This window comes from Bacillus cereus group sp. Bc031, from assembly GCF_027716265.1.
GTDB classification, from domain to species: domain Bacteria; phylum Bacillota; class Bacilli; order Bacillales; family Bacillaceae_G; genus Bacillus_A; species Bacillus_A paranthracis.
Window position 1 is genome coordinate 1 of record NZ_JAQFUL010000107.1, and the last position, 14,496, is coordinate 14,496.

Here is a 14,496-nt window from a genome sequence, read left to right on the forward strand (position 1 = left end):
GTTGAATACAGAAATCATCTTCTTGATGCCGCCTAACTTTTTTTAAAATGTCCTTTACAAAGGGTACGGATTAGATTGCTTCATCCTTTTTTCTTTAAAATTGGAGACAAAGATAACTTAATGTACCAAGCTCGTAACTACGGTGAATGACTTCACCGCTATTTTCACCACTTCCCATAGCGATAAATAAAGGAACAAAATGCTCTGCTCTTGGTACTGCTAATTGTGCATGAGGCGCATTGTTTTCCCAATTAAACAACGCATCTTTATCGTTAGTCTGCATATGTTTTATAATCCAATCATCAAATTCAATTGCCCATCGTTCGGGTGTAGTTTGATTCCATTTCAGTGCTCGTAAGTTATGAACGGTAACACCGCTACCGATTACTAAAATATCTTCTTGTCCAAGTCCTTTTAATGCTTCTCCAATCTTAAATTGTTCTTTTGCAGAAAGGAATGGATTTACTGATATTTGTATGACAGGAATATTTGCTTCTGGATACATACGGTGCAATAGTGTCCATGAGCCGTGATCTAAACCTCTCGTCATATTATGATGGACTGGAATACCTTTGTTTTTAAACTTTGTTTCTAACATAGATGCAATGCTAGAAGAACCTTTTGCACGATACTTAATTTCATATAACTCTGGAGGAAAACCTCCAAAATCATAAATTGTTTCATATTCGTTATCTGATGAGGAAATCGTTAATACTTCACTTTCCCAGTGAGCAGTGAAAATAACAATTGCTTTCGGTTTATATGTTTCTCCAAGTGTTTTTAAAAAACTTGTATAATCTGTATCTTGAATAGCGAGCATTGGTGAACCATGTGCTAAAAATAGTGATGGCATCATAGTAGAAACCTCCTAAAAACATAATAATTACTTTATGTAAGTAACTATATAGTTTTATGGTGTTTTCGTCAACATAAATAGTTTGACAGCTAATCGGAAAAGGTAGGCATTTGTCATAATGAAAGCAATTGCATATAATACATAATAAGAATAATGAATAGATATTCATTTTTGAGATACATAATAGAGTTGGGGGCTGACGAAATGAACGTACAGGAAAGTTTCGTTACGGCATTGGATGGATCGGAAATTTATTTACGCAAGTGGTTACCAGAATGTGAACCGAAAGGGATTATTCAAATTGCACACGGTATGACAGAACATGCAGGTGTTTATACAGACTTTATTGATGCGTTATTAGAAGCAGGGTATGGTGTTTATGCGCATGATCATAAAGGACATGGGAAAACAGTAAAAAGAGAAGAAGACTATGGTCATTTTGAACCGGATATAGGGTGGAATCAGGTTGTGTCTGATGTGATCTTTGTTTCGGAAATGATAAAAGAAGAGCAGTCATGTCCATTATTTTTACTTGGCCATAGTATGGGATCTTTCCTATCAAGACGAGCTGTGCAACTTAGAGGCGAACTATATGATGGATTTCTTATTTCAGGAACTGGTGGGAATCCAGGGTTTTTAGGAGTTATTGGTCATAAAGTAGCGACAATTGAGATGAAGTTGCGTGGGGCAAAAACGAAAAGTCCGATGCTAAACTTTTTATCATTCGGAAACTTTAATTCGAACTTTAAGCCTAATCGTACAAATTTTGATTGGCTATCTTCAGATAATGATCAAGTTGATAAATATATTGCGGATCCGTTATGTGGATTCATTTGTACGACGAGTTTTTATCGAGAATTATTTTCTGGTGTAATAGAAGTGAATAAATTAGAAGAATACAAGAAGACGCCAAGCAATCTTCCAATATATATATTCTCTGGAGACCGTGATCCTGTTGGAAATATGGGGAAAGGTGTAAAAGAGGTATATGAAAATTATAAAAAATGTGGTGTGAAAGATGTAACGTTGCGTCTATATGAAAATGGAAGACATGAAATGTTCCATGAAGTGAATAGAGAAGAAGTATTTAAAAATTTGATTTCGTGGTTAGAAGAACATAATAAATGAGAATGAAAGCTAAGTCCAGACTGTTTATAGTTTGGACTTTTTGTTTGTAGGTGTTGCAAGTATTTACTGATGTAGTGTTCATATCGTTTTTACATATTTGAAGGTAGGTTATATTCTATATAATTAAATAAATAGAAAGCCTTGTGCAAATGAGGAGATAAATGTATAAAATTAATAATCAAACTTTTTATAAAGCAACAGAGGCCATTCATAATAGTAGTATAATAGCGAATGAGGTGTTAATAGAATGGAAGATAAAACATTAGGTTTACTATTAGATGTTGTTGGGGAATTATTTTCAGATGAAATTTCAATTGCTGTATCGAATACGAAAGAATATATATACTATCGGCCAAGTAAACGAATTGATTTAAAGATTAGTGTCGGTGATCCTATAAAGGAAGGAACGATTGCTCATAAAGCAATGGTGACAAACCAAAAAACCTCTGAGTTTATGAATCGGGATGTTTTTGGTATTCCTTATCATGGTATGGCCGTACCATTCTCAAACAATGGAAAGCTTGAAGGTTGCGTGACAGCCATTTATCCAGCTTTAACGGACGGAAAATCAGTCGTTACTTTAAAAACAACGGACGGCTGGATTCCGGTTCCTTTTTCAAAAGTCATGTATTTAGAGGCGAAAGATAAAAAGACGTATGTAAATGCAGAAGAGTTAACAGGGACACATAAATACTCGTTACAAGAATTCGAATACTTACTTCCGAAAGATTCATTTATTAGATGCCACCGTTCCTTTATTGTAAATGTGAATCATATTCAAGCGATTTATCCTGATACTCATTCTACTTTTTTACTTTCTATGGATAATGGAGAGAGGGTTCCAGTTAGTCAATCATACGCTAGTTATTTTCGTAAACTTCTAGGATTCTAAATTATTCTGCTTTAGAGACTAGATTCGCTGTTTTGTCTGAATTTTTGCCATTGTATACTGAAATCCCTATTTAGATACTGTTAAAGTGTAAAATAATTATGAATATTCATAGGGAGAGGGATTACATATGGAGAATAATTTGGATAGAATTAGGGATGAACGTCTGAAAGATCGCGTAGTTACACCTGAAGAAGCAGCTTCATGGATTGAAAGTGGAATGACTTTAGGCTTAAGTGGGTTTACACGTGCAGGTGATGTAAAAGCAGTCCCATTTGCGCTTGTAAACCGAGTTAAGAATGATACATCTTTTAAAGTAAATGTTTATACTGGTGCCTCTTTAGGTTCTGATGTAGATAAATTATTTGCGGAAGCAGGAATTTTAGGGAAAAGATTGCCTTTCCAAGCTGATGCGACTATGCGAAAAGGAATTAATAACGGAGATTTTTTATTTGTGGACCAGCACTTATCTCATACATCAGAGTTACTTCGCGCTGACGTTATGGATGTAGATTTTGCTATTTTGGAAGCGGTTGCGATTACTGAAGATGGCATGATTATTCCAACAACTTCAATAGGAAATTCTTTAGCGTTTTCTTTAAATGCTAAGTCCATTATTATTGAAATGAATATGGCTCAATCCACGCAGTTAGAAGGACTGCATGATTTATATGAACCAGGTAAACAAGGAGAAAGACTTCCAATTCCAATTGTGAAAACGGATGATCGAATTGGAACGATTGGCATTCCAATCGATGTTGAAAAGGTGAAAGGGATTGTGTTTACGAACCAATTAGACTCACCATCGACAATTGTTCCTCCGGATGAAGAAACTGTTATTATGGCACAGCATTTAATAGAGTTCCTTCGAAAAGAAGTCGAAGTAGGCCGATTAACAAATCGTTTAGCACCGTTACAATCAGGAATTGGCTCAGTGGCTAATGCTGTTCTTCATGGAATGTTAGATTCGGAGTTTGAAGATTTAGAAGTGTATTCTGAAGTTTTACAAGATGCGGTCTTTGATCTTATGGATGCTGGAAAAGTCAATTTTGCTTCATGCTGTTCAATCACACTCTCTGAGGAGAAAATGCAAAAAGTATTTTCCAACTTTGAAAAATATCGTTACAAATTAATGATGCGCCCGCAAGAGATTTCTAATCATCCTGAAATCATTCGTCGCCTCGGATTAATCTCGATTAATACTGCTTTAGAATTAGATATATACGGAAATGTGAACTCTACTCACGTTTTAGGCACAAAAATGATGAATGGTATCGGTGGTTCTGGTGATTTTGCGAGAAATGCTCGCCTAGCTATCTTTGTTACGAAATCGATTGCGAAAGGTGGCAACATTTCAAGTATCGTTCCTTTTGTTTCACATGTGGACCATACGGAACACGATGTAGATGTTATCGTCACTGAACAAGGGTATGTTGATCTAAGAGGACTGGCCCCAAGAGAAAGAGTGGAATTAATTATCGAGAATTGCGCACATCCAATGTATCGTGATCAGCTAAGAGCTTATTACGAAGAAGCTAAAACGAGAGGTGGACAAACTCCTCATGTTTTAGAAAAAGCTTTTTCTTGGCATACGAATTATGCTAAAAATGGAACAATGCTTGAGGCGGTAGTAGAAACTGTATAGGTGTTTATCGTTAGAAATAGTAAAACGAAAGATTGAGTTTGAAAAAAATTTTAGAAGAAGAAAACGCCAACTTTCAAAGATGGCGTTTTCTTCTTTAAATACATTGTTACAGGCCGTACTGATTATAATAAAGATTTATGAAAATAAGAGGGTTTTTTAATTACTTTTCGAATCATTTTAATAGTTTACATATCGAAGGTGAGGAGAAAGAATCATGAAGATAAGAGAAGCGTTATTAAGTGAAGCAAATGAATTAAGTGAACTCGCACTACAATCAAAAGCGACGTGGGATTATAGTGAAGAATTCATAATTGCCTGTAAGGAAGATTTAACTATTACAGAAGAGTATATAAATAATAATTTTGTATATGTTTTTGAAAACGATAATACGAAGATTGGATTTTTCTCATTTTTACGTAATGATAAAGCTCTCGATTTCCTGTACATTCATCCTCGTTACAAAGGGAAAGGCTACGGGAAAATAATGTGGAAGTATGTAATAGAAAAAGCAAATGAACTAGGCTTAAAAAGTTTTACGATTGATAGTGATCCGAATGCAAAAGGATATTACTTGAAAATGGGCGCACAGTTAATCGGAGAGACACCATCAACGGTCTTTAAGGATCGTTTACTGCCTCTTTTGAAATATGATGTGTAAAACTATTAATAGTAGGGGAAGATTAGAGTGGATGATGTAAAGGAAAAAAGAATATATGAAGCATTAATAAGATCGTGGTCCATTGAAACAAGTTCAAAGTGGACGACTGAGAATCCAGCAAAGGGACAGTGTGGTGTAACGGCTTTGGTCGTTCAAGACATATACGGAGGAGAGATTAAAAAGACAAAAGTAAGAGAGGCGTGGCACTTTTATAACTTTATAGATGGACAGAGGTTTGATTTTACAGAGGCTCAATTTAATGAAAAACTGAATTATATGGATATAGAATCAAATCGAGAAGAAGCATTTGCAGATACAAATGAAAAACAATATTGCATGTTGAAGAAAAAGATAACGAAAGAATTGAAATTATCTTTTGACTCTTAATCTTTAATAAGTTACTATAATGGTGGTAACTTATTAAAGGGAACTTCATAGAGTTGAAAGGGGAAATACTTTTGAAAACAACTTATGTAAACGCTACAATCGTAACGATGAATGAACAAAATGAAGTGATAGAAAATGGATATATCATTGTAGAAAATGATCAAATTATAGATGTGAAGAGCGGAGAATTCGCTAATGATTTTGAAGTAGATGAAGTAATTGACATGAAAGGAAAATGGGTTTTACCAGGGCTTGTCAATACACATACACACGTTGTAATGAGTCTCTTAAGAGGTATTGGTGATGATATGTTATTACAGCCGTGGCTTGAGACAAGAATTTGGCCACTTGAAAGTCAATTTACTCCAGAACTTGCGGTTGCTAGTACGGAATTAGGATTACTTGAAATGGTGAAAAGTGGTACAACATCTTTCTCTGATATGTTTAATCCAATTGGAGTAGATCAAGATGCAATTATGGAAACGGTATCAAGGAGCGGGATGCGAGCTGCTGTTTCAAGAACTTTATTTAGCTTCGGAACGAAAGAGGATGAAAAGAAAGCAATTGAAGAAGCTGAGAAATATGTGAAGCGTTACTATAACGAAAGTGGTATGTTAACTACGATGGTTGCACCGCATAGTCCATATACATGCAGTACAGAACTGTTAGAAGAGTGTGCACGTATTGCAGTAGAAAATCAAACGATGGTTCATATTCATCTTTCCGAAACAGAGCGTGAAGTACGTGATATTGAAGCGCAGTACGGAAAACGTCCAGTAGAATATGCGGCAAGTTGTGGATTGTTTAAACGACCAACAGTGATTGCACACGGTGTAGTATTAGATGACAATGAGCGTGCATTTTTAGCGGAACATGACGTTCGAGTAGCTCATAATCCGAATAGTAATTTAAAATTAGGTTCTGGTATAGCGAATGTAAAAGCGATGCTAGAAGCAGGAATAAAAGTAGGAATTGCAACAGATAGTGTTGCATCTAACAATAATTTAGATATGTTTGAAGAAATGCGCATAGCGACTTTACTACAAAAAGGTATTCACCAAGATGCAACAGCGTTACCGGTTGAAACAGCTCTTACACTTGCAACTAAAGGAGCGGCTGAAGTAATCGGCATGAAACAAACAGGATCACTTGAGGTTGGAAAGTGCGCTGATTTCATTACAATTGATCCGTCTAATAAGCCCCATTTACAACCAGCAGATGAAGTATTATCGCATCTTGTATATGCTGCTAGTGGAAAAGATATAAGCGATGTAATTATTAACGGAAAACATGTCGTTTGGAATGGCGAATGTAAAACGTTAGATGAAGAGCGTATTATATTTGAAGCAAGTCGATATAAACGAGGTTTGCAAAGATAGGTATTTTCAGGATGTGGAGAAAGTCTTCTCCACATCCTGTTTTTGTGTCTGAACCTTTTTATTAATAAAAAGAAGTTAAGAATTTAGATAAAATCATTAGTTTCAAAAATCCTTTACATCATAATGATTATTTAAAGGATTTTGATGTTTCTTATTCTTTTGTCGCGTTGACCCATTTAATAATGTCCTGAATTACGTATTTAGGAATATTAGCAGGGATTTCATATTCACTAGGAAGACTTAATTCCCCATCACCCTCTGTGAAGAAATGATTCAATTTTGGGTATTCATTGAACTGAACATTCCTGCGGTTTGAAAGCCCTTCCTGCCATTTTATATATTCATTTTTTACTGTTACTTGATAATCGCGTGCTCCTTGCAGAATCAGTAAAGGTTCTTTTCGTGATCTTGCCTCTTCAACAGGACGCCACCTAGAAACATCATACATAAAATGAGGCGATCCCAAATTGTAGCCAGTTGGAGGATGCTCAGGATTGAACGTAGGGTCTTGGATAAAAGCGAACTGTCTTTTTAGTTCATCGATTACTTCCTTTGACGCCCCTAGGTATTGATTCTGATCAATGGCAATGTCAGTCAAGGGGCGTGCAGGTGGTGCGAGTAAGATACTTCCTCTAACAAGTGAAGAAGGTGATTTGCTTAGTATACGTGGCATTGCGCCAGCTCCTAGACTATGTCCAAGAATGAAAATATTATTTGGATCAATGCCTTCCTGCTGCGCTGCTGATTTTGCTGCATATATTGCATCATCTGTAGTATCACGGTCTAACGTAACAGGTTCTGCACTCATCTTTAATGCGTGTTCTAAGGTACGTTTTTCATAGCGCAACACTGCAATTCCGTTGGATGAAAGGCCTACCGCAAGATCGCGTAAGATTTTTGTTCCCATATATGTGCTATCGCGATCATGGATGCCAGCACCATGAACAAGAACAACTACGGGTAGCTTTTCACCAGGCTTATGTTTCGGAACCGTTAATGTCGCTGGTAACGGATAGGTGGAATTTCCGATGACGATTTCACGTTCTTGATAAGAGTCAGGTTGATCATAGCTAGGATGCGGGATGGTATATGATTCCTTGGGAGGCCTTTCTCCAATTTCATCTACTTTCCCGCCAGGTGTAAATTTAAGGAGTAGCGGTATGGTAGATCCTTCGATAACTGCTGGCATTTCCACCGTCTGATGGACTAAGTTTCGTTCTTTTATCACGGTGGGGCCCATGCTTTTTATACCGCTCCAGCCACTCTGTGTCCACCAGTTTTGTAATGTGTTTGCTGTAAACTTGGATTGAAAAGCAGCAGACGTCAACTGAAGTGCCTCTGCATATTTATCTTGCTGGAGATATTCAAAAAATAATGAGGTACGCTCCGTTAAAGAGACTCGTTTTTTTTCTACAGATGGTTCCTCATGTGTATTTGCGTGAATAGCTGTTGTAAGCGGAAAAGATGAAATGCCTAAAGAAAAGAGCAGGGTAAAGGAAAGTATTGATTTTTGTATTTTCTTTTTTTTATTCATGTTTTAACCTCCAATATGTGATGGTGAAAAATAGGTATGATAAATTAAGGTTCTGTTGTAACAACGTCTAAACCATTGATATGTTCATCTAAAACCAACAGTTCTGGTTTTGTCGTAATCGCTCTAGTAACTCCTAATCTCTCTTTCTTCACTTTATATTTTGACTATACGAAACAAAGTTCTCGTTTTTCTTACTTGATCCTTACAAAATCCTTAAGTGTATAAGATTTGTAAAATATCACTTGCTACTTGACCTGAATTTCAAAAAAAAGCGGCATTTCTTAATGGAGATAAAAAAATATCCCAACCAAACTGTACCTATATGTCTATTAAGTTAATTATGGGGGGATTTATATGAAACAGAAGAAAAGTTAAAGCAAAAAGGGAGGTATACAATAGGAGATGTTTTTTAAACTTGAGCGAACAGCGTAGATTATACATTCAATCTTTAGTGATCCTTTTTAAAAGGGTCACTTTTTTCTTGAACGAATAAATATTCAAAAGAATGTCGCATCTTTCTGTTCATATTTCTGCTATAATATATAACGCTTTATAATATTTTATATTTAAGGAGAACAACTCATGAAGCGAAAAAAGAGCCATTTAATGGTAATGGCACTTGTTACATCTTTATTATTAACAGCTTGTAATAATAAGGAAAATAAAAGTGATAAAGAGGCAAAAAAACAAGTATTAAATGTAACAGTATCAGAAGAAATTCCTTCTCTTGATACAGCGAAAACGATGGATGGTACGTCAGCGCACGTTATGCAGAACATATTTGAAGGGTTGTATGTATTAGATGATCAAGATCAGCCGATTCCAGCAGTAGCAAAATCGTTTAAAAGAAGTGAAGATGGTAAAAAATATACATTTGATTTGCGTAAAGATGCAAAATGGTCAAATGGAGACAGTGTGACAGCAAATGATTTTATGTTTGCATGGAAACGTGCAATTAATCCTGAAACAGCGTCTCAATATGCGTATATGCTTTTTTACGTGAAAAATGCAAAAGAGATAAATAAGGGAACAGTGCCTCTTGCTGAACTTGGGGTTAAAGTTATAAATGATTATAAATTGGAAGTGGAACTTGAACAGCCAATCCCGTATTTTTTACAGTTGTTAGCGCTACCTATTTACTTACCACAGCATGAATCATTTTTGAAAGAACAAGGAAAGAATTATGCATTGGAACCTAGTAATCTCATATATAATGGGCCATTTGTATTAGAGAAATGGAAGCATGAACAAGAGTTTCAATTAAAGAAAAATGCTACATATTGGGATGAAAAGAAAGTGAAATTAGACGAGATAAACTTTCAGATTGTAAAGGATACAATGACCGCTGTTAATTTATACGAAGCTGGTAATTTGGACCGGGTGCCTATTAATTCTCAATTTGTAGACAAGTATAAAGGGGATAAGGAGTTACATATGTCGAGCGAACCTGCAATTGCTATGCTACGTTTTAATGAAAAAAATAGTGCGTTAGCAAATAAGAAAGTGCGACAGGCTATTTCATTCGCGTTAAATAAAGAGGATTTCGTTGCTCATTTTATTAATAACGGAGCAAAACCTGCAACTGGGCTAGTACCAGTTGGGCATATCAATGAAGAAACGGGAAAAGATTTTAGGGAAGAAAACGGAAACCTTTCTTTATATGATGTACAAAGTGCGAAAAAAATTTGGGAAGAAGCGAAAAAAGAGCTTGGAGTAGAACAAGTAAACCTCGAGTTTTTAACGTTTGAACAAGATAACGCAAAACGTATGGCAGAATATATAAAAGGTGATTTAGAAAAGAATTTACAAGGATTAACGATACAAATTAAACAACAGCCATTTAAGCAAAAATTACAGTTAGAACAAACAGGTGATTACGATATAACTATGGCAAATTGGGGACCCGACTATAAAGACCCAATTAGTTATTTAGAACTATTTACGACTGGTAATCAAAATAATAAAATGAATTATTCTAACCGTCACTACGATGAATTAATAAAGAAAGCGAAAAGCGATCTAGTATTAGATCAGAAGAAAAGATGGGAAGCATTGCAAGAGGCCGAGCGTATTCTATTAGGGGGTGCTGCGGTCGCACCGCTTTATCAAATGGGCTCAGCTTACGTACAAAAGGATTATGTAAGAGGAATTGAAAAGCATCAATTTGGTGGTATTTATACTTATAAGAATGCTTATATTGCAAATGAATAAATACAAAAAACCTTACTTTTTTGAAGTAAGGTTTTTTTACACATGTATTCTATTAAAACGATTTTAATAAAGAATAAAAATTCGTATCATAGGGAATGTCATCTTGATACATATAATTTTTTAGAACGCCTTCTTTTTCAAAGCCTAATTTTAATAGTATTTTATTGGAAGCTTCATTTTCAAGAAATACAATTGCTCCGATCCGCTTTAAATGAATCGTATGGAAACCGTATGATATAACCTCAGAAACAGCTTCAGTCGCATATCCTTGTCCCCAGTGTTCAGGCAAAAAGGCATAACTTATATTGGCTCGTTTATGCTCAGAAGACCAATCGTGAAAACCAATGGTACCGATGAGTTCTTTCTTGTCTTTTAATTCGATTCCCCATTTTATACCGCTTCTTGCATTGTAACTCAGTTTAAAGTTATGAATAATTTGTTTCACTTGATCAATATCTTGTAACGGTTTTTGGCCATAATAGCGCAGTACGTCAGTATTAGAGAAGCATTGTAGTATACCTGGTGCATCTTCTTCGGTAAGTTCTCGTAGAATGAGTCGGTCGGTTTTCAATATAGGAAACATGCTTTCACTCCATTTCTTTTGAAACTAGAATGTGTTGTTATTATATAATTTAGTCTGAAAATAAAGATTATTCAAGAGGGAAGTATGGCTTTAATTTATGATAAAATTGATTGTGGAATATATTTCAAAAAGAGGTTTGTATATGGAGAAAAATTCAATTTTAATTGTAGATGACGATCAAGATATTGTTCGATTTATGAACGTGAATTTAATGCAAGAAGGTTTTAAAGTTTTTAGTGCTCATAACGGAGAAGAGGCTTTAGAAATTATAAATAATAATAGCATTCAACTTGCTATTTTGGATATTATGATGCCACAAATGGATGGGATAGAATTGTGTAGACGGATTAGAGAGAAACATAGTTTACCAATTATATTTTTAAGCGCCAAATCATCGGATGTAGATAAAGTTGTTGGATTTAGTACGGGAGCAGATGATTATATTGTGAAGCCGTTCAGTACAATTGAATTTATCGCAAGAGTGAAAGCCCAATTAAGAAGGTATACATATTTCAATCAAAATGCTGTCCAAGTAATAGAAAAGAAAATAAACATTAGAGGTTTAGAAATAGATGAAGTGTCGAGAACAGTAATGTTATATGGAGAAACAATCAATCTTACAAAAACGGAATATGAAATTTTGTACTTAATGGCAGCTGCAAAGAATCGTGTATTTACTATTGAAGAAATATATGAGAGCGTTTGGAAAGAAAGGGCTTATGAAAGCAATAATACAGTAATGGTTCATATCGCAAGATTAAGAAATAAAATTGAAGAGAATCCAAAAGAACCGAAGTTTATTCAAAATGTTTGGGGAGTCGGATATAAAATTGAAGATTAAATCATTACAAGGCATTAGAGCTAAGTTTTTTATCGCATTCATATGTAGCATCTTGTTAGCGACTGTAAGTATAATAGTGTTTCAAATTTTGGTTGGAAATATATATAGTCAGGTTAATGTTTTAGAGGAAAAATATTCATTTTTATATTTTATAGTTTTTTTGATTTTTACTACAACATACTTTGCATTCATGACAAAAACGCTGATGAAAAGGTTGTCTCAAATTAACAAGAACGTGAAAGAAATAAGTGAAGGTAATTTTGAAATACATATACCTATTTCGAAAAGCGATGAGATTGGTGAACTAGCGACAAATGTTAATAGAATGGCGAAAAGCTTAAAAGAGTCTATCGAGAATGAAAAAAAATCACAGGAAATGAAAAATGAAATGATTAGTAATATTTCGCATGACTTACGAACGCCAGTAACATCTTTAATCGGTTATGCGGACTTATTAGGAAATAAGCTGCATGCAAATGGAGAAGAATGTGAACAGTATGTAAGCATATTAAAGCGAAAAAGTTATGAATTAAAAAATCAAGTTGATGAATTATTAGAATACTGTCAAATAAATTATAGAGAGATTGAATTACATAAAAGTGTAGTAAATATGAAAGCGTTAATGGAACAAATTATGATTGATTTTGTACCACAACTAGATGATGCCGATATGAGCTTTTGTATGAAAGGTGATAAGGAGTTACATGTGGAAATGGATGTAGCACTTATGGTGAGGTTATTCGAAAATGTAATTAGTAATAGTATTATGTACGGGAAAGACGGAAAGGAGATTGTAATTCAAATTTCTAAAAGAGACATGAATGTTGAAATAGAAATTAAAAATTTTGGGCAATGTATTCCGGATGAGAACCTGCCTTATGTTTTTGAGAAGTTTTATCGTGGTGAAAAATCACGCAGCTCTCATACAGGTGGAAAAGGAATGGGACTTGCAATTGCGAAAAGTATAGCAGAACTTCATAAAGGAGATATCGCTGTACGTAGTAACGATAAAGAAACAGTTTTTACTATCGTTTTACCGCAGTATAAAGAAATGTAAGAAAGTCGTAAGTATTTCTTACGTATGTTGTAATTTTCAATTCGTATCATGTAGAACAAGGATATGAGAGTGGGGATATAACATGTGGAAGAAATATGTGTTGGTAATTTTAGTTGCTTTTTTACTTACAAGTTGGAGTGTAATTTATTTAGTTAATGGTATTATATCAGTCGTTTTTTTGTGGAGTATACAAGCCTTTAGCTTCGTATCAAGCTTTATTTTGATAGGGTCAGTATTACTATTTGTGTGGAAAGGCATTTTCAGAAAGCGAATAGATAGAACGCTACTCTTCATTGTGCTTTTTTCTATAATTGGAGCTTGGCCCTTAGGATGGTTCGCTAACATAGGCGGACTTGCTTACCCGGCAGATGTACATTCTACGAGCCCTAAAGTAGTCGTGCGCTTTCCTTTAAATGAACGAGCATTAATAGGTTGGGGTGGTGCTCGTTTAGAAACGAACTATCACGTTATCAAACCAAATGAGCGCTGGGCATATGATATTCTCATTCCTCCTGCTGAAGTGAAAAGTAGTAAGTTGGATGATTATGGAATATATGGAGCGAAAGTAATGGCACCAGCTTCTGGAACAGTTGTATCAATTAATAATGATGAAAAAGATTTAGTTCCGGGATCGGATGATTTTCAGTCAATGGCGGGAAATCATATTTATTTACGACTAGATGAAACAGGGACATTTTTGGTTCTTGCGCATTTAAAGAAAGGGTCAATTAAAGTGAAGGAAGGACAACATGTAAATGAAGGAGAATTTCTTGCTCAGGTCGGTAACTCAGGAAGTTCAAGTGAGCCACATTTACATATTCATCATCAAAGGCAGGATCCATCCAAGGTAAGTATGTTTCTTTCGGAAGGATTACCACTTTACTTTCGAACTGAGAAGGGTGTGATAATGCCGGAAAAAGGAGAATATATAAAAAGACATTAGGGGGAAACTCTGATGTGGGAGAAATATTATATCGAAACTGATAGAGGGAAATTTGAGTATTTTCAAAAGGGAGAAGGAAAACCACTTTGTGTAACACATTTATACAGTGAGTTTAATAGTAATGGTAATTTATTTGCTTCTGCATTTACGAATCATTACACAGTGTATCTTATAAACTTAAGAGGATGCGGAAATTCTACACATGACACCACCAAATATAATTTGGGAATGGTAGATGCAGTACGTGATTTAGAAGCGATACGTGAGGCGTTGAATTTTAAAGATTGGACATATGCAGGTCATTCAACAGGTGGTGTTGACAGTAATCAAAAAATAATATAAAATAGTATAAAATCATATAAAAGCGAGTCTAAAATAGACGCGT

13 protein-coding genes and 1 pseudogene are annotated in these 14,496 nt (G+C 35.0%); 11 read left to right on the forward strand and 3 right to left on the reverse strand.

From position 1 onward, the window contains the following. Window positions 1-94: 94 nt before the first annotated feature. Window positions 95-856: a DODA-type extradiol aromatic ring-opening family dioxygenase gene (locus PDQ33_RS25760; protein WP_061131136.1), complete on the reverse strand. Its 762-nt coding sequence runs from the start codon at window positions 854-856 to the stop codon at window positions 95-97. A 204-nt stretch (window positions 857-1,060) separates the two neighbouring features. On the opposite strand from PDQ33_RS25760, the gene PDQ33_RS25765 reads away from it, so the two are divergent. The 6 genes from PDQ33_RS25765 to PDQ33_RS25790 all read left to right on the forward strand — a co-directional run bounded on the left by PDQ33_RS25765 (window position 1,061) and on the right by PDQ33_RS25790 (window position 6,942). Further along, a complete protein-coding gene (locus tag PDQ33_RS25765; protein WP_061131137.1) occupies window positions 1,061-1,984 on the forward strand; it encodes an alpha/beta hydrolase in 924 nt (307 codons plus the stop codon). 247 nt (window positions 1,985-2,231) lie between these two features. Continuing rightward, window positions 2,232-2,876, forward strand: a complete 645-nt coding sequence (locus PDQ33_RS25770) for a LytTR family DNA-binding domain-containing protein (protein ID WP_000389714.1) — start codon at window positions 2,232-2,234, stop codon at window positions 2,874-2,876. A 127-nt stretch (window positions 2,877-3,003) separates the two neighbouring features. After that, window positions 3,004-4,518, forward strand: a complete 1,515-nt coding sequence (locus PDQ33_RS25775; protein WP_270756836.1) for an acetyl-CoA hydrolase/transferase family protein — start codon at window positions 3,004-3,006, stop codon at window positions 4,516-4,518. Between the two features lie 214 nt (window positions 4,519-4,732). Beyond that, the gene (locus PDQ33_RS25780) at window positions 4,733-5,176 is read left to right on the forward strand and encodes a GNAT family N-acetyltransferase (protein ID WP_000701904.1); all 444 of its coding nucleotides are present in this window, start codon (window positions 4,733-4,735) and stop codon (window positions 5,174-5,176) included. 27 nt (window positions 5,177-5,203) lie between these two features. After that, window positions 5,204-5,563, forward strand: a complete 360-nt coding sequence (locus tag PDQ33_RS25785; protein ID WP_000342916.1) for a YunG family protein — start codon at window positions 5,204-5,206, stop codon at window positions 5,561-5,563. Window positions 5,564-5,616: 53 nt separating this feature from the next. Beyond that, window positions 5,617-6,942: a bifunctional S-methyl-5'-thioadenosine deaminase/S-adenosylhomocysteine deaminase gene (locus PDQ33_RS25790; RefSeq protein ID WP_000675568.1), complete on the forward strand. Its 1,326-nt coding sequence runs from the start codon at window positions 5,617-5,619 to the stop codon at window positions 6,940-6,942. Window positions 6,943-7,093: 151 nt separating this feature from the next. Here the strand turns inward: PDQ33_RS25790 and PDQ33_RS25795 are convergent, their stop codons facing one another. Continuing rightward, the gene (locus tag PDQ33_RS25795; protein WP_270756837.1) at window positions 7,094-8,476 is read right to left on the reverse strand and encodes an alpha/beta hydrolase family protein; all 1,383 of its coding nucleotides are present in this window, start codon (window positions 8,474-8,476) and stop codon (window positions 7,094-7,096) included. A gap of 582 nt (window positions 8,477-9,058) precedes the next feature. On the opposite strand from PDQ33_RS25795, the gene PDQ33_RS25800 reads away from it, so the two are divergent. Next, window positions 9,059-10,687, forward strand: coding sequence for a peptide ABC transporter substrate-binding protein (locus PDQ33_RS25800; protein ID WP_061131139.1), 1,629 nt, complete (start codon window positions 9,059-9,061; stop codon window positions 10,685-10,687). Between the two features lie 52 nt (window positions 10,688-10,739). Here the strand turns inward: PDQ33_RS25800 and PDQ33_RS25805 are convergent, their stop codons facing one another. After that, window positions 10,740-11,270 carry a GNAT family N-acetyltransferase gene (locus PDQ33_RS25805; RefSeq protein ID WP_061131140.1) on the reverse strand — a complete coding sequence of 177 codons (531 nt, stop codon included), beginning with the start codon at window positions 11,268-11,270 and terminating at the stop codon, window positions 10,740-10,742. A gap of 142 nt (window positions 11,271-11,412) precedes the next feature. Here PDQ33_RS25805 and PDQ33_RS25810 point away from each other — a divergent pair, with 142 nt between their 5' ends. The 4 genes and pseudogenes from PDQ33_RS25810 to PDQ33_RS25825 all read left to right on the forward strand — a co-directional run. Next, a complete protein-coding gene (locus PDQ33_RS25810) occupies window positions 11,413-12,111 on the forward strand; it encodes a response regulator transcription factor (RefSeq protein ID WP_000414535.1) in 699 nt (232 codons plus the stop codon). Then, a complete protein-coding gene (locus PDQ33_RS25815; RefSeq protein WP_000695279.1) occupies window positions 12,101-13,168 on the forward strand; it encodes a sensor histidine kinase in 1,068 nt (355 codons plus the stop codon). The genes PDQ33_RS25810 and PDQ33_RS25815 overlap by 11 nt, the downstream gene beginning before the upstream one ends. A gap of 82 nt (window positions 13,169-13,250) precedes the next feature. Further along, window positions 13,251-14,111 carry a M23 family metallopeptidase gene (locus PDQ33_RS25820; RefSeq protein WP_061131141.1) on the forward strand — a complete coding sequence of 287 codons (861 nt, stop codon included), beginning with the start codon at window positions 13,251-13,253 and terminating at the stop codon, window positions 14,109-14,111. Window positions 14,112-14,123: 12 nt separating this feature from the next. Further along, window positions 14,124-14,429, forward strand: a pseudogene (locus PDQ33_RS25825) (alpha/beta fold hydrolase); the annotation flags it as partial. Window positions 14,430-14,496 lie beyond the last annotated feature (67 nt).